General features: G+C 40.8%; 12 protein-coding genes and 1 pseudogene. 6 read left to right on the forward strand and 7 right to left on the reverse strand.

The features are described from left to right. Nucleotides 1-196: 196 nt before the first annotated feature. Nucleotides 197-1,233 (reverse strand): annotated as a pseudogene (locus RMY31_RS18820) (aldo/keto reductase). A gap of 79 nt (nt 1,234-1,312) precedes the next feature. Between RMY31_RS18820 and RMY31_RS18825 the strand changes: the two are divergent. Further along, the gene (locus RMY31_RS18825; protein ID WP_322666995.1) at nt 1,313-1,912 is read left to right on the forward strand and encodes a DUF1802 family protein; all 600 of its coding nucleotides are present in this window, start codon (nt 1,313-1,315) and stop codon (nt 1,910-1,912) included. Between the two features lie 529 nt (nt 1,913-2,441). Continuing rightward, nucleotides 2,442-2,702 (forward strand): hypothetical protein, encoded by a 261-nt coding sequence (locus RMY31_RS18830; RefSeq protein WP_322667014.1) that lies wholly within the window; start codon nt 2,442-2,444, stop codon nt 2,700-2,702. 94 nt (nt 2,703-2,796) lie between these two features. Here the strand turns inward: RMY31_RS18830 and ggt are convergent, their stop codons facing one another. Then, nucleotides 2,797-4,650: a gamma-glutamyltransferase gene (ggt, locus tag RMY31_RS18835; protein ID WP_322666997.1), complete on the reverse strand. Its 1,854-nt coding sequence runs from the start codon at nt 4,648-4,650 to the stop codon at nt 2,797-2,799. Between the two features lie 324 nt (nt 4,651-4,974). Between ggt and RMY31_RS18840 the strand changes: the two genes are divergently transcribed. Continuing rightward, on the forward strand, nt 4,975-5,955 hold the full coding sequence (locus RMY31_RS18840) for a magnesium transporter CorA family protein (protein WP_322666998.1): 981 nt from the start codon (nt 4,975-4,977) through the stop codon (nt 5,953-5,955). A gap of 85 nt (nt 5,956-6,040) precedes the next feature. Here RMY31_RS18840 and RMY31_RS18845 read toward each other — a convergent pair whose 3' ends face one another. The 3 genes from RMY31_RS18845 to RMY31_RS18855 all read right to left on the reverse strand — a co-directional run bounded on the left by RMY31_RS18845 (nt 6,041) and on the right by RMY31_RS18855 (nt 8,521). Further along, nucleotides 6,041-6,964, reverse strand: coding sequence for a glycine betaine ABC transporter substrate-binding protein (locus RMY31_RS18845; protein ID WP_322667000.1), 924 nt, complete (start codon nt 6,962-6,964; stop codon nt 6,041-6,043). Between the two features lie 169 nt (nt 6,965-7,133). Further along, on the reverse strand, nt 7,134-7,766 hold the full coding sequence (locus tag RMY31_RS18850; RefSeq protein WP_322667002.1) for an ABC transporter permease: 633 nt from the start codon (nt 7,764-7,766) through the stop codon (nt 7,134-7,136). Next, nucleotides 7,763-8,521 (reverse strand): ATP-binding cassette domain-containing protein, encoded by a 759-nt coding sequence (locus tag RMY31_RS18855; RefSeq protein WP_322667004.1) that lies wholly within the window; start codon nt 8,519-8,521, stop codon nt 7,763-7,765. The genes RMY31_RS18850 and RMY31_RS18855 overlap by 4 nt, the downstream gene beginning before the upstream one ends. A gap of 676 nt (nt 8,522-9,197) precedes the next feature. Here RMY31_RS18855 and RMY31_RS18860 point away from each other — a divergent pair. Both RMY31_RS18860 and RMY31_RS18865 read left to right on the forward strand, forming a co-directional pair. Next, nucleotides 9,198-9,329, forward strand: a complete 132-nt coding sequence (locus RMY31_RS18860; RefSeq protein WP_322667006.1) for a hypothetical protein — start codon at nt 9,198-9,200, stop codon at nt 9,327-9,329. Nucleotides 9,330-9,626: 297 nt separating this feature from the next. Continuing rightward, nucleotides 9,627-12,389 carry a zinc-dependent metalloprotease gene (locus RMY31_RS18865; RefSeq protein ID WP_322667008.1) on the forward strand — a complete coding sequence of 921 codons (2,763 nt, stop codon included), beginning with the start codon at nt 9,627-9,629 and terminating at the stop codon, nt 12,387-12,389. A 57-nt stretch (nt 12,390-12,446) separates the two neighbouring features. On the opposite strand, the gene RMY31_RS18870 is transcribed toward RMY31_RS18865, so the two are convergent. Further along, nucleotides 12,447-14,162 (reverse strand): hypothetical protein, encoded by a 1,716-nt coding sequence (locus tag RMY31_RS18870; protein WP_322667009.1) that lies wholly within the window; start codon nt 14,160-14,162, stop codon nt 12,447-12,449. A gap of 209 nt (nt 14,163-14,371) precedes the next feature. Further along, nucleotides 14,372-15,322 (reverse strand): ABC transporter ATP-binding protein, encoded by a 951-nt coding sequence (locus RMY31_RS18875; protein WP_322667011.1) that lies wholly within the window; start codon nt 15,320-15,322, stop codon nt 14,372-14,374. Between the two features lie 487 nt (nt 15,323-15,809). Between RMY31_RS18875 and RMY31_RS18880 the strand changes: the two genes are divergently transcribed. Beyond that, a complete protein-coding gene (locus RMY31_RS18880; protein ID WP_322667013.1) occupies nt 15,810-16,346 on the forward strand; it encodes a hypothetical protein in 537 nt (178 codons plus the stop codon). Nucleotides 16,347-16,462: the final 116 nt, after the last annotated feature.

The following is a 16,462-nucleotide window of genomic DNA, read 5'->3' on the forward strand; positions in this document are numbered from 1 at the left end:
GATTCTAATGCAACATTTTAGCCTTGACACGCCACTACTGGCGTGTCAAGGCTAAAGTAGTGCAATAGAAAAATTCGATTATGTGTCTAAACTTCAATTTTTCAGAGATTTTTAATGCAACATTTTAGCCTTGCCATGCCAGTAGGGTGCGTTACGCTGTCGCGTTAACACACCCTTGTCTTTTAGAAGTGATAGCTTACCAATTCCACATGATTGGGCTGTCATCGAGATGGTCGGTCACAATGCGCCCTATAGAATCGATTTGTGCAATTTCATCCGCAGAAAGTTTAACATCAGCAGCTAGAGCATTGTCTATTGCTTGTTCGGGATAACGCGCACCAGCGATGTCTAACGACAAGCCGCCAAGCGTCTACGCATTTGTTTGGGGTTGAGCAATTAACCAAGCCAATGACAACTGAGCCAGGCTACAATTGTGACTCTCTGCAATCGGACGCAATTTGTCTAAAGCTTGTTGAGCGCGTTCAAAGTTTTCACCTTGAAACAGCTTATTACTAGCACAGTTATCTTCTGGAGCAAATTTCTGACCAGGAACAAATTTTCCAGTTAGCAATCCCTGTGCTAAAGATGAATAAGCCAAGATGGAAATATTGTTTTCGATACAATAAGGTTTTGCATCCGTGTCCACCTGCCGCCAAAATAAAGAATAAGGGGGTTGTAAGCTATCAATACGTCCGTATTTTGCTGCTTCTGCCAATTGAGTGCGGGAAAAGTTGGATACACCAATCGCTCGGATTTTTCCTTGCTCTTTTAGCAGCGTCAAAGCGCTCATAGTTTCCTCAATTGGCACTATTTCACTATTAAAAGCCCCGGAGGGCCAATGAATTTGGTAAAGGTCGATATAGTCCGTTTTGAGGTTTTGCAAAGAGCGATGCCTGCGGCGGGCTGCGCCTACGCAAGCTGCAATCACTTGGTCGTACTTGAGATGGTTGGCGAAAACTTTCGTGGCATACTCCACGCGATGTCTGGCGACAAGCCGCTAAGAGCGTCTACGCGCACATCAGATAAAGCTTCGGCTACAATGCGCTCAGAATGTCCTTCACCGTAAACTTCAGCAGTATCAACTGTAGTTATACCAGCTTCAAATGCAGCTCGGATTGTTTTAATCGAGTCAGCATCTTCGATTCCCACCCACATCTTTTTACCGGCTTGCCAAGTACCCATAAAGATAGGTGTGATTTGCACGTCTGATGTACCTAGTGTTCGCTTTTCCATAATGGTTCCCTAACTCATATTCCCGGATAGTTTCATACTTTAACGGGCTTAGCTTGAAATTAAATCAGAATTACAGTAGATGCTGATGCCATTGACTACAACCTTACATGCTCTCAAAGAATGGGCAGTTGCCGTAAATGCCTTGGAAAGCGGTCAAACAATTATGTTGCTGCGTAAAGGCGGTATTCATGAAAGACATGGACGTTTCCAAGTTGCTCACGAGCAGGTTTTGCTCTACCCGACTTATGAACATCAACAGCCTTTTTTACTCAAGGCTGAATATGCTAATCTTGTTTGCCCTGTAACTCCTGGTTGGCATCCAGAAACAGTTCGCATCGGTGGTTGGGCGAAAATTACCGATATTATGCCAATTAGTGACGAGTCAACTGTCAGCGCCTTGCTCCCCTTTCATATTTGGAACGAGTCTTTTATTAGCGATCGCTTAAACTGGAAACCACGTCAGCCACTGTATATTCTGCTTCTGAGAACTTACACATTACCCCAAGTGGAAGAAATTTTTTATCGCCATGAATACGGTGGTTGTAAATCGTGGATTGATTTAGCACAGCCTTTGAAGTTACAAGGCTCGCAACCAGTTTTGTCAGACTCTAAATACACTCAGTTAGTAGAGGAAATTCGCAAAATTGTTGGCGATAAATTTTACGTTCCATCCCTGTGATCGTAATTCGTAATTAAGACACACAGAACAAGGCTTGATACAGAAATATTGAATGTTAGAGAATAAGCGCCCAAAATTTAATAAGTTTTGGGCGCTAAATCTAAATATATCTGTTGAGATTACAATCCCATCTAAATTGTCTACCTTGTCCCCCTTGTCCCCGCGTCCCTTCTTGAGTGGGCAATTTTAGGTATCTACATTATTGTAGTCATCTAAACAAACTGTCTTAATCCTACATATATCCCAAAAAAGTAGTAATCGATACATACATCAACCAAGACCACAGATAATATTAGAAAAAACTTGCCCTTATGGTAAGGAGAAGGACAGTAAGTTTTTGCCTTTTTATCTCTGTAGTTTACGGAAAGCCGTCCAGATGAACTGTAGGTATTTAAGTGATAGTACTATTTGGGTTTGTAGATAAGTGGACACATACTGGGAAGATTAAAAAATTATCCCACAAGGGCGAGGCAGGTATTGACAAAATTCTGCCATTATGCAAAATAAGCTAAAAGTAAAGGAGTTTGCCATGCATCGACACATGTGCTGGTTATCTAAGTTTGGCAACGATGAAGAGAAAATTCTGCATTTGCAAGCCGCGCCCAATCAGCCTTGGCGGCCCTACACAGCTTTTCCGCAATATGCGGTACCAGATTATCAGATACCAGGTGGTTCTAAAGGTTGGGCAACTTATCAAAAACTTCTCAAAGCAGGCTGGACACTAGTACCTAGTGCAAGAGCAAATGAGTTTAGTAGCCAATACTCAGAATCAAAATTCACTGGTCAATAGTCTAATGAAGGCAGAAGGCAGAAGTTAAGAAAGCTTAAAACATGAAAGTCTTCTTTCTAACTGCATAATTATTTTTGCCATACTGCACTAGGTTTTAAAAACCTCTGACAGAACCTTCCCCGCGAGGATCGGCTGCTCCTTCTAAGCTGCCATCGGCTGTGACAACGATCGCGTTAGCATTACCCCAAGGATTAGTTTCTTTAATCTTGTGTCCGCGACGGCGCAGTTCTTGCAAAGTCAGAGCATCCAAACCCCAAGGTTCGACACGCAATTCATCAGGCAGCCACTGGTGATGTATGCGTGGGGCAGAAACAGCTGCGCCCACATCCATATTGTACGCCAGCACATTCAGCACAACTTGCAAAACCTGAGTAATGATGGTGCTACCACCAGGCGTACCCACTGCCATCCGGAGGCGGTTATTGTCGGTGATAATTGTCGGAGTCATGCTGGATAGAGGAGTTTTGCGGGGGGCGATGGCATTGGCATCGTTACCAACCAAACCAAAAGCATTCGGTACTCCCGGCGCAGCAGCAAAATCATCCATCTCATTGTTGAGTACAATTCCAGTTCCCGGTGTCACCACACCAGCGCCAAAGCCAAGATTAATTGTGAAAGTTAAACTCACAGCATTATGCTGCTCATCCACAACAGTCAGGTGACTAGTTTCAGGAGATTCATGCTGAGTTGCGTGCAGTTGTCGAGACTGGTAAGGTAGCGGGATGATATTGTTTCCCTGTGTTTGAGTATCAACTTCACTAAAGCGTTGGAGGATTTCTGGAGTTACAGGCTTAACCTCAGTTGCAGGTTGAGCCTTTTGCATATTTATTTCTTGGCGACGTTTTTTGGCGTAGGCGGGGCTAATTAATTGTTGTACGGGGACTTTGACAAAATCTGGATCGCCTAAATATTGAGAGCGATCGGCGTAAGCAATCTTCATTGCTTCTATCATTAGATGTAAAGCGTCGGGGTGATGCCATCCCAAAGATTTCAAATCGGTGTCCCCAATAATGTTTAAAATCTGCAATAGGTGAACACCTCCTGATGAAGGTGGCGGCATTGAGCAAACTTTAGCTTTGCGAAAATTGCCACAAACGGGAGTACGCCAGATTGGTTTGTAAGCTTTCAAGTCTGCCAGAGTAATTAAACCACCGTTTTTTGCCATATCAGTAGCGATCGCCTGGGCAATTGTACCAGTATAAAAACTTTGGGGATTCTGGGCGATTGCTTGTAATGTTCGTGCCAAATCACGCTGTACCAGCCTTTCCCCAGGCTGGTAAAATTCACCATTGCGAGTGAAAATATCCCGCGCCGCTGGATTGTTGAGAATTACTTGTTTACGCGGTTGGTTCGCTTGCAAAGAACGCCAAGTTGCTACATCACCGATAATAAAGCCATCTTCAGCCAGAGCGATCGCGGGTTTCACGACTTCTTGCCAAGGCAACTTCCCATAGCGACGATGCACTTCATACATTCCCGCCACAGTTCCTGGTGTCGCCACTGCCAAATAACCGTTTACACTTGCATTTGGACGCACCTTACCTTGTGCATCCAAATACATATTTCTTGTCGCTTTTAAAGGTGCGCGTTCGCGGAAGTCTAGCGCTTTGATTTCGCCCATTTTTTCCGAATGCATCAGCAAAAATCCCCCGCCACCAATTCCTGCTGAGAAAGGTTCAACCACAGAAATTGCAAAGGTTGTGGCTACGGCTGCATCAACTGCATTACCACCCTTGCGTAACATTGAAATTCCCGCCTCACTTGCTAAAGGATGGGCCGATACCACCATTGCCTTTTTGCTGCGTAAGGGTAAAGTAAAAGCAGCCGATGCAACTTGGCTGTACAAGAGAATGCCAAAGGAAAAAACAGCGATCGCCACCTGCTGGGATTTGGCAACAATACGCTTGCTCGTATAATTTTTTCTCAGAAGTGATGTACAGTTTCTCATAAAATTTCCTAAAAGTTACATATGATATTTTGGAGCGCTCGCGAACCACTACATAAGTAACTTTTGATAGAAGCGCACTTTAAGTAATTATGCACTAATTTTGCTATGGCAATCCAAATTGAAACGTGAGAAGATACGGAGGTTAAAAGTATTTATCAGCTTTCTTAATTAATTTGATAGCGATCGCACATGGTCAGATGAGTTTTGGCTTAGTTGCGTTTTAATTCAAGCTATGAAATATGGGTTTCGTGTGTCGTTGTAATCAAATAAATCTCGCTCAACATGAGTCACGGTGTTTTCTCACGACTCAATTAGGATTGCTATATGCTGATTCTCCTCACCTTTTCTCAGGATCGCCTAGAATTATTCACCAGTTGGGATGTCGATACCGTACTGAAAAAAATCGATCGTTCTGACAATATCTGGTTGCGCTGTGTTCGCTTCCGCGATCGCACTGGAACGGCCAAAATTATTCAGCATTTTGGACTTAATCCCTCTCGTGTGGATATGATTTTCAACCATTCCCCTCTAGGAATTGATGAAGATATAGAAGATTGTTTATTTGATAGCTATGAAATTCTAACTCATCAAATAAAAAATCGAGAGTTTGAGGTGGCGCGTGGCAGTATTGTAGTTGGAACGAATTTTATCATCACTTTTGAAATTACTGAAGTAAAAATATTCAACATCCTAACTAATAATCTTCAAAAGCGAACTATAGATATTCCCAAATGGGGAATCGACTACTTGTTATATCTCATTTTTAAAGAAATTTTAAATAATTACTATACTGTATTTGACTATATTTCTAGACAACTTGATGATTTAGAAGATGAAGTTTTAGAAAAATCTGGTGACGAGTCAACGTACAAAAAAATTGCTACGATGAGGCAATCTACTCGTTCCGGACGACGTAATTTTCAAAGTATTAAGTCACTACTGGCTATGATGGATTACGAAGATTTCCAATGGATTACCCAGCCAGTCAAGGTACTATTCAAACAAGAATTGGTTCATCACATTGATAATCTCTGGCAAGAATATCAAGCTCTCAGAGCCTGGATGTCAGAATTAATGGAAATTCAACGCGATAACATTGCTAGCAAAACCAGTGAACGAATTAATCGCTTGACTATCCTCTCGACTACATTCTTACCAATTACTTTTATTACTGGCTTCTATGGTATGAATTTTAAATATATGCCGGAATTAGAGCAACCGTGGGCTTATCCTACTATTATCAGCATCATAGCATTAATTGTGATTGGTAGTATTGTGTATGCTAAACAACAACGTTGGTTGTAGTGTCCATTCAATTAGAGAGCATCCCAAATGTATAAATTTAATTTAGATATGTAATTGTGACGTACCCATGAGGATGAGAAAATTTCTACTTTTCCCTCTGTGTATGAGTCAAACCTAATCCCTTAGATTTCCGAAACTCGCGTACAACTTCTTTAATATCCTGCAACTCACCCTCAACTAAATAGTTTAATTGTCGCATTTCATCTGCTGAAATCTTTCCAGATAATTGAGCGATCGCTTGGCTTAATTGTGGATATTTTTTTAATATTCCTTGTCTAATAATTGGCGTAGCTTCATAAGGAGGAAAATACTGCTTATCATCCTTCAATACCACTAATCCCAAGCGAGAAATCTGCCCATCAGTGGAATTCCCAGCTACCATATCTACCTGTTTCTGAATCAGCGCCCGATATATTAAACCCAAGTCCATAATTTGGGGTGATTTAGAAAAACGTAAATCATAGGTTTTAGCTAATCCTGGAAAGCCATCTTCTCGTTCTAAAAACTCGTAGCCAAAACCGCCGCGCCACTTGGGTGTATACTGAGCAGCCTGAGAAAGATTTTGAAGATTATAGCGCTTGGCATCTTCACCTCGAATAATCATTGCAAAAGTATTTTCAAAACCCAAACTTGGCATCACTTCTAAATTAAATTGTTGGGCGTATGCTTGTTTTAACTTTTTGTAAACTGCTTTGGGATCGTTAATAGTTTTTTGTTTTAAAATTCCAGTAAAAGCTGTACCTGTATATTCTACATATGCGTCAATTTTACCAGCAATAATAGCATTATGACAGACAAAAGACCCACCCAAGCGAGGGCGACGAGCTACGTTTAAATTAGTTGTTGCCTCTATTTGCTGGGCTAAAAATTCACCTAAAATATCTTGCTCGGTGAAGTCCTTAGAAGCTACAACAATGTCACCACTACTATTATTTAAATTGTGATTACAACTGGCAGTTACGACTGCCAATACAAAAATTACTAAACACAAGACAAATAATCTTTTCATAAATTATTTTATTTGTACAAAAAAGTATTAAAGCAAAATTTAGAAGTCAGTTATTAAAATTAAAACAGGCTTTCTATCTGGTTTTTTCCCCTAGGTTGTATACTTCAGTCAATCGCAAACTGCTGTGTTTTTGAATTTACTTGTAAATAGCAACTTGCTGGCAAAATTTTTAATTTTTAATTTTTAATTTATTCTCCAACCATCCAATTACCAAGTCAGCAACTAATGCAATTACCGCCGCCGGAATTGCCCCAGCTAAAATCAATTCATTATTCACTACTGCAATTCCGCGAAAAATAAACACTCCCAAGCCACCAGCACCAATTGCTGCTGCAATAGTTGCAATTCCAATGGCAATTACCGTTGCTACCCTGACACCCGCTAAAATCACTCCCATTGCTAAAGGAATCTCTACTTGTAACAGCAATTGTCTGTCTGTCATTCCCATGCCTTTCCCCGCTTCCCGAATCGCTGGATCTACATTCACGATCCCTGTGTAAGTGTTGCGAATGATTGGTAAAAAAGAATATAAAGTCAAAGCAACAATTGCTGGTATAACACCAATACCGCCAATGACAGGTACAGGAATCAGTAAACCAAATAGTGCCAAACTGGGAATAGTTTGTAGAATATTCGCTATGCCGATAATTGGTTGGCGGAGGTTAGTTTTGCGTGTAATCAAAATACCTAATGGAATGCCTACAAGTGTAGCAATTCCAATAGCGATACCTACTAAAAATAAGTGTTCTAAGGTATGCTGAAAAATTTCTGGGGCATACTTAATCAAAAAAAAATCTTTCATAATGTGTCTTGCACTAAACGCAGACATTGGAGAAAGGCAAGGCTTTCTGGATGTTGCGATCGCATAAATTCATCCTTTGTCCCCAATACTATCAATTCTCCGCCATACATTAAACCAATTCTTGAGGCCAAAACAAAAGCTTCTTGAATATCGTGGGTAACAAAAACAACTGTCTTGCCTAATTCTTGCTGTAACCGCCGAAACTCCTGTTGAATTTCTAAACGCGTAATGGGATCGAGTGCCCCAAATGGTTCATCCATCAACAACATTGGCGGATCTGCTGCTAACGCCCTAGCTACACCCACCCTTTGCTTTTGCCCTCCAGACAGTTCGTGAGGATAACGCCCAGCAAATTGTACCGGATTTAACCCTACCAACTGCAATAATTCATAAACCCGCATTTTAATCTGTTTCGGTTTCCAGCCTTCCAAAGTTGGAACTAAACCGACATTGCGTTCCACAGTGAAGTGGGGAAATAAACCAGTTTCTTGAATTACATAACCAATCTTGCGCCGCAGTTTAATTTCATCCCATTGGGTTGTGGGAGTGCCATCAAATAAAACTTCGCCTTGCGTGGGCGTGAAAAGGCGATTAATTAATTTCATTGTCGTAGTTTTGCCGCTGCCACTACGTCCGAGTAATACTAGTGCTTCTCCCTGACGAATGGAGAAATTTAGATTAGACACCAAAGGACGGTGGTTGCGGCTAAAGCTGACATCGCGGAACTCAACAGCAGTTTGGTTATTTTGTCGCATCGTTGACTAACAGTACAAGTTGCTATACTTCGACTTTAGCCAATTAAGTAAGCCGACAGAATTAATTACATACTAATTTATTGAGAAGAAGGCAATAGGCAATGGGGGAAACGCTTGCCTCTTACCTAGATTTTGTGTGATTAATTGCGTCCAACTACTTAAATAGAAAGCAGGTGGCACGAAGCAGAACGTAGAATGAATGCGCGATCTACCGAAATGAGAAAGCAAACTGGAGTTTGAGAAAGAAAACTGGGGTTTGTTTGCTGAATCTACTGAAATGAATGCGCGATCTACTGAAATGAGAAAGCAAACTGGGGTTTGAAAAAGCAAACTAGGGTTTGAGAAAGCAAACAGGCATTTTGCTTAAGAAAAACACTAAAACAATAAAGCAAACAAGAAAACCAAAAAAACAATCTCTCAAAAAAATCTTCTACTCCCTACTCTCTTACAAATGTAGGTTTTGCAAATTCAGTCGAGAAAAGCTTATTTTTTCGTTCTGAAATTTCTCCCCCTGCTCCACGGCAGTTGCTCTACTTGGGGAAACCCCAAGACCCTACCCTGCGGGTTCTGCTTTAGCAGTACGGGTGACGCTCCTAACGTCGCTACCCTTCGGGTTCGGCAGTGACGCTCGGTCGCGTAGCGTCTCACGCCACTTGCTTAACTTGGGGTTTCCCCTATGAGCGACTGGCGTTGGAAACCCTCCCGCAGTGCGGTGAGTCCAGCACTGCCTCCCTTGCCACCTGTTCTCTTATCCCCAGTCCCCAACCTGCTGCCAAATGTAACCCTAAATACATTTTTTGGTTTTTAACTCAAGATATAGTTCAAAAAACAAGTATCTTTAGTTTGACAAACCATCTATCTTAAGACATAAATATCTATATGATTTATTTTATTTTGTAAATGGATAATGCTTGCAAAGTTCTAATCGCAATCAAAAGGCACACTACTTTTAGGCTAGTGGCATTGTTTTCTCTGGTAATGAATTGTCTGACTGTGATGGATTTACAGAGTGTGTAAGTTATAAGTACTCGAGAAGCTTGCAGACAAAGCATTAATCCACATTTTTTCCCTGACACAACAAACGCTTCAGGTGGAAAGCCGAAGGATGAAAGACTGGATAAAAAAATTAGTAATTGCTATATTATTGCTGTATAATTTGTTGCTTGGGAATGATTACGCAGAAGCCAATCAACTTGCTAATATTGATGTGCAGCAATTAGATATACTTCCAGTAGTCGAAAACCTAGCAAGTGCTGACAATATTTGGGAAAGTAGAAAAGAAGATTGGCGACGATTTCGCGAGATAGTCAAAGGTACAGAGAAATTAGAAGGACTATTCACACTTTATAGCAGTGAAGATTCAGGCAAAATTTACTTAGAAATTAAGCCTGAACAGTTAAATAAAGATTACCTAGCCACAGTAACATTGGAATCAGGCATTGGGGAAAGCGGTATTTATAGTGGATTACCGCTTTCTGATTTCTTGTTCTACTTTCGGCGAGTCAATAATAATTTGCACTTCATTATTCGTAATGTTAAATTTCGTACGCAAGCAAGTACACCAGAACAGCGATCGCTTGCTCGTTCATTTAGCGACTCAGTTCTTTATTCACTCGAAATAGACAGTATCGATCCGCGCAGTAAAAATATTTTGGTTAACCTGGAAGACTTGCTAATGCAAGATTTTCCCGGATTAACACCTCTATTAAAATACTCTTTGCAAGCTGATTACCGCTTGGAAGCCAGCAAATCTTATTTTGGTGATGTTAATAGCTTTGCAGAAAACGTAGAAATTGATTCGATTTACGGTTTTTCATCACTAGAAGGAGCAGATTTAGTCACCGTACCCGATAGTCGGGCACTCAGTTTGAAAGTACACTACAGTTTTTCTCAACTTACAGAAAACAACGGTTATATTCCCAGACTAGCTGATGATAGAGTGGGATATTTTATTACTGCTTTCCAAGATTTTTCTAAAAATAACGCTCAAGAACGATTTGTCCGATACATTAATCGTTGGCATCTCGAACCATCCGACCCCAACGCACCCATATCTCCACCCAAAAAGCCGATTGTGTTTTGGATTGAAAATGCTGTGCCCTTCGAGTATCGCAACGCGATTCGTGAAGGGATCTTGATGTGGAACAAAGCATTTGAAAAAGCAGGATTTCAAAATGCTATTGAAGTCAGGCAAATGCCAGATAATGCTGATTGGCAGCCAGCGGATGTGCGTTACAACACAATTCGCTGGTTCAATTCTTTGGATGCAGGCTTTGCCAGAGGGCCAGTGCGTGTCAACCCAATCACCGGGGAAATATTGGACGCAGATATTATCGTCGATGCTAATATGCTGCGCTTAATTCAACAAGGATATCGCGCACTGATGGAAGCCAATTCATCACTAGGCACAAACCCATGTCAAGGAAAGGCAGAAGGCAAGAGGCAGAAGGTAGAAGGTAAGAGGCAGGAGTTAGTAATGATATCTCCCCCTGCCTCCTCTGCTTCCCCTGCTCTGTTTTTCTCCTCTGACTTCTGCTATGGTGCAGAGTCTTCAGTTCAAGCAGCTATGGGGGCACTGGCGTTGTCACTTTTGCAAAACGCTACACCGAGTAGTGAAGCGATGAAAAAGTATGTGCATCAATATTTGCGTTCTTTGATTGCTCATGAAGTTGGACATACTCTCGGTTTACGCCACAACTTTCATGGCAGCACCATGTTAGCGCCTCAGGAATTAAATAACATTGAAATCACTCACACCAAAGGTTTAGCAGGTTCGGTGATGGACTATCTACCTGCAAACATAGCACCACAGGGAGTACAACAAGGTGACTATTTTCCAGGAGTTGTTGGGCCATACGATGAATGGGCAATTGAGTATGGTTATAAAAAAAGTCCCCAGGCACTACTTGAAGCTATTATTCCAGAAGCAGAAAAAAGTTTTTTGGAGCAAATTGCTCTGGTGTCGCCTCAGCCAGAATTATCATACGCAACTGATGAAGATATCTGGGACATCAATCCGCTGGCAAATGTCTGGGACATGAGCAGCGATGTACTAGTTTATTCCCAGTGGCAAATGGATAATGCTCGCGTAATGTGGCAGCGCCTTGACAAGGGTTATCTATCACCAGGAGAAAGCTATAGTAACCTGCGCGTCTTATTTAATAGAGTACTAAATTACTATTTTCGTAATGCTACTTTACTATCTAAATATATTGGTGGGCAATCGTTTCGCCGTCTCCATGCCAGTGATGATACTTCCTGGGCATTTGTACCAGTTTCCCTGCCAAAACAACGTCAGGCATTGGCGAAGCTGCAAGAATATGTCTTTGCTGAAGATGCTTTCAGTTTCTCACCGCAATTGCTGAATCAGCTAGCACCGTCGCGGTGGCAACACTGGGGTAGTCCTGTACTTGGCAACCGCCTTGATTATCCCATTCACGATCGCATCCTGAGATTTCAAACAGGGGTATTACGATCGCTATTAGACTGCGATCGCTTAAATCGTTTACAAGATATAGAATTAAAAACCTTACCTGGTGAAGCACTTTCTATACCGGAACTATTCGACACCCTGCAAAAAGACATTTGGACAGAAGTTTTAACCCAAGAACCACAAGCAATTTCTAGCATTCGCCGTTCATTGCAACGAGAACATCTAAATATTTTGCTAGAGATGATGTTGCGTACTACTGATGCCCCTGAAGATGGTCGGACACTGGCTTGGTATGAATTGCGCCAACTGCAAAAAGCCATTGACACCAAGTTAAAACAATTAAGTGAAAACCTTGATATTTACACACTAGCCCACTTGGAAGTTTCTAGCGATCGCATTACCAAGGCATTAAACGCACAGTTGCTATCCAAGTAGAGGAAGTGGCATTCAAGACGGCAACTCCCTCACGAATTACGAATTACGAATTACGAATTACGAATTAGTATTACTTGCCAGCATTGCTTTTGTAGCTGACTCCCCTGCCTTTCTTAAATTCCTCGTCAGCTGGAATACCAGTAATCCTACAATACTCCAGTGACCAAGAATTGCTAGAAAAAGGGTAATTGGTGAGATATGGTTTCCTGATGGGTACAAAGTCATCAGCGGCGCAACTACTGAAAATAGCCACAAAAAAGAGTTCTGTTCTGGGTTGTGAAACAAGATGACTAAAATTAGCACTGGCAACACAATTGCAGCACCAACTCCGCCGCTAGTCCAAAATAACCGATGCTTATTTTTCATAAACAAAAGTGATTGGGCTAAAGCTGCGTAGATTACAGCTAAACCACCAGCGAAAGCTAAAGAAATCAGGGCATTAATTTTATCATCGACATCGACCCACGATACTAAAACAAACAAACTTAAACAGCTAACAGCAATCATAGCGTTGATGGCGATCGCTAAAATGCCCGGACTTTTTTCGCCCCAAATTAAATCTTTAATTAGCTGGCGATCGCCTAATCCTTTGTGGGAAGAAACCTGTCGGTAGCGTGCCCAATCTTGTAGTGTTTGGCGATGAGGATTCACAGCAGCAATTAAATACAAGAACAACCACAAATCCAAAAAAATTAAACACGCAATATTTTCCACCATTACATACCTAGTAGCTGTTTTACTAACAACTAATGATTGCCAATTGGCACATCCTATAGTAATAACTGCAAAACAAGTAGTTAATAAATAGCTCTGCTGCTTACTCAACATAGTGGCATTAGAGTCAAGGTAGCAACGCTGCAAAGATTGCCATATAAAGTATGTTCCTATGAAGTAAATTAATAGCGCAAAGCAGACTGTAGTTAAAAAACTAGCTCCTAGTGGTATGGTAAACCAGTGAAAGTTTGTAAATTTTGGGTTATCCGATGGGAAGATAGAACTAACATCAGAATGCGGAATTAAGTAATATGGGTTAATCAGCCTGAAGATCGCAAATGGAAAATCAGCTGATGTATCATAGGCGAAAGCTTGCTTAGTTAGCATGAGAAAACCCAACACAATACCACTTCCCAACCAAGCTTGAAAACCACCCAACCAAGAACCAACTAAACCAAAGAGCAATGCTCCACTGTAGTAAAAAAAACTAGCTGCGATCGCGATCGCATAGAAACTTAAAAGCATAATTAGGGGAATTTGAGCATTCAACCCTGACCACAAATGCAAAGGAACTGCTAGCAATCCCGCAAGGTATAACAAAATGGGAACACCTAGCATTTTCCCCCATAAAATACTTTGGGGTGATTGGGGGCTAAGGCGAATAAAATTGAGTGTATCTCGCCGCTGTTCGGTAGCTAAATTGTTAATCAGTAGATAGGTTCCTCCTGCTAAAAGGGTAAAAGAACCAATAATACTTAACAATATAAATATATCTAAAGACCACAATTGCCAGTTGATAATAACATTATCAAATCCATCGATCAGGCAATTTGGCAAACCACGTAGAGAATTTCCCGTACAGTATCTATTAGCATAATCTTTCAGCGGAGTTACGCGAACTGGTAGTTGAATCTGAAAATACATGAATAGTACAAATTGGCCTAGCAACGAGATAGCAATCGCCAACAGTATATTCTGTGTCTTCAGACAACCTTTCAGTTCCCTTAACAACTGAGGATTCCAGTTTACTGACAATAGATCGAGCCAGTTACGTTTCATAGGTTAAATACTCTCAAGTTAGTAATTATGGGTAGTAACTATCTGCAATTATTTGACTAGCAAGATAACAACAGCAGATATGAGATTTAAAAATTTGAGGCTATTTTTTATCTTCAGAAAAAGCTGCTGATTCTAGTCGTCAATTTCATCTACTAAATTGAACATCATAAAATAATCTGTAAAAATAGTAAATGAAAACTACTGAGTAATCAAGATGCTTGTTTGTGTCCTAATTTCAGGAAAATAGTTTCTAAGTCTTCTTGAGTGCAGTGAAAATCAGTCACGGGGATACCAGAGTGGATGAGCGATCGCAACAACTCAGCACTATCTTCCTGTTTCCCAGAAAAATTTACACTCACGCTGTTTTTTCCTGGTAGCACCTGCCACTCTTCCACTAAAGGATGATTTTTCAATTCACTTATAAGTGCTTCTATTGTTCCCAGAGTTGATAAAATAATTTGCTGTCGGGAAAGCCGCTGATAAAGTTGTTGAAGTGAGGCACTTTCAACCAAAAAGCCAAGTTCCATAATTCCCACAGAAGTACACAGTTCCGCCAAGTCACTGAGTACGTGGGAGGAAATTAAGATTGTCATTCCAGCTTCTTGCAAAGCCTTGATGATTTCACGAAACTGCATCCTGGCAATGGGGTCAAGCCCTGATACTGGCTCATCTAACAGTAGTAAAATCGGTTCGTGGATAATCGTTCGCGCTAAACTCAAGCGCTGCTTCATCCCTCGCGACAGGGTAGAAATCAAGCTATTGCGTTTATTTCCAAGTTGTATTAGTTCTAAAACTTCATGTAGGCGTTGCGTGCGACGTGGTTCTCGCAAGCGATACAGACGCGCAAAATAATCTAGGTAGTCCCAGACTGTCAGCTCTTCATACAGCGGATAATCGTCGGGTAAGTAGCCAAGGTGACGCTTGAGGGTGAGATTGCTTTTGTCTCGAAGTAAGCGATCGCCATTAATGTAAATCTCACCCATAGTTGGTTGTTCAGCAGCAGCCAACATCCGGATGAGAGTTGTTTTACCCGCACCATTCGGGCCAATCAGTCCGTAAACTTCACCCGCCTGGATTTCTAAATCAACATCATTAACGGCAACGTGCCGCTCAAATTGCTTAGTCAGTCCACGGGTGCAAATAGCTAATTCTTTTACCATAGCTGCTAGGGTGCGACTGTTGATGAAACACTACCCTAGCCTTTCTTTACAACTTTTATCAGCGTCGTTGCAAAAATTGAAACTGATTTCGTTGTTTCATGAACGGTCTTAGGTCAAAGGTGCATCCAGGACGACTCAAAAACTCAAGGGTCTAAAAACCGATTATTAAGAATTTATTAAATATTTGGTTAACTGTCTTAACTGTCTTAACTGTCTTTGCATCTTCATTCAAATTTTGAAATTTTGAAAAAACTCAAGTCTCCTTAGATGCATTTTAAGCTTAGTTATTGCTCCGAAGAAATAGATGTAATCTATCAAAATCAAGTAAAACACTTGTTTTGCTTAGAATTGATAACTTATTCTATTAAAGCCAAAAAAGCAGAGATGAACGATATATCAAACATAAGCAAAGGTAAAACGGCAAACTAGCGCACAATTTTCAATCGCCAGGCGTTTTTTTTAAATTAATTAAAAAAGGATAAATTTAATGACATTTAAAGTTACTGGACGAATTTACGTAGCTGAAAGCGGTTTAGGAATTCCTAACTTACTAGTCGAAGCATTTGATAAGGATATTGTCAAAACAGATAAGTTAGGACAAGTTAAAACCAATAGTACTGGCACTTTTGAAATTAACTACACTGAAGCTGATTTTAAAGGCAAATTTGAGAAATTTGAAGGCAATCCTGACTTATTTCTTGTTATCAAAACACCAGACAGTTCAAAAGTCTTGTATTCCACAGAGAAAAATATTCGTCCTGATGCCAGTACACATGAGCATTTTGACGTACCAATTTCTCAAGCTGACATATTACATAAACCGTCAAAAAATGATCGAGACTTGTTAAAACTCCTGATTGGTGTTGCTTGGATTGATGGAGTACTGGAACCTGAAGAAAAAGAATTTTTGCAGCAAGTGGCACAACAGAAAGGATTAACTGAAGATCCAGAAATTAAATCTTTATTATCAACCAATCAACCCGTCACAGCAGATAGGTGTAATACCATTTCACTAAAAAAATGATAAAGATAATTAGGGAATAAATATGAGCAGAAGTTGATGGCAGGAGTCACCAAAGTAAAAATAAAAGAATCAGCCGAGGAATTACATGAGCTGCTGAGAAAACAAAAAACAGCATT

The organism is Dendronalium sp. ChiSLP03b, from assembly GCF_034531165.2.
Classification (GTDB): domain Bacteria; phylum Cyanobacteriota; class Cyanobacteriia; order Cyanobacteriales; family Nostocaceae; genus Dendronalium; species Dendronalium minutum.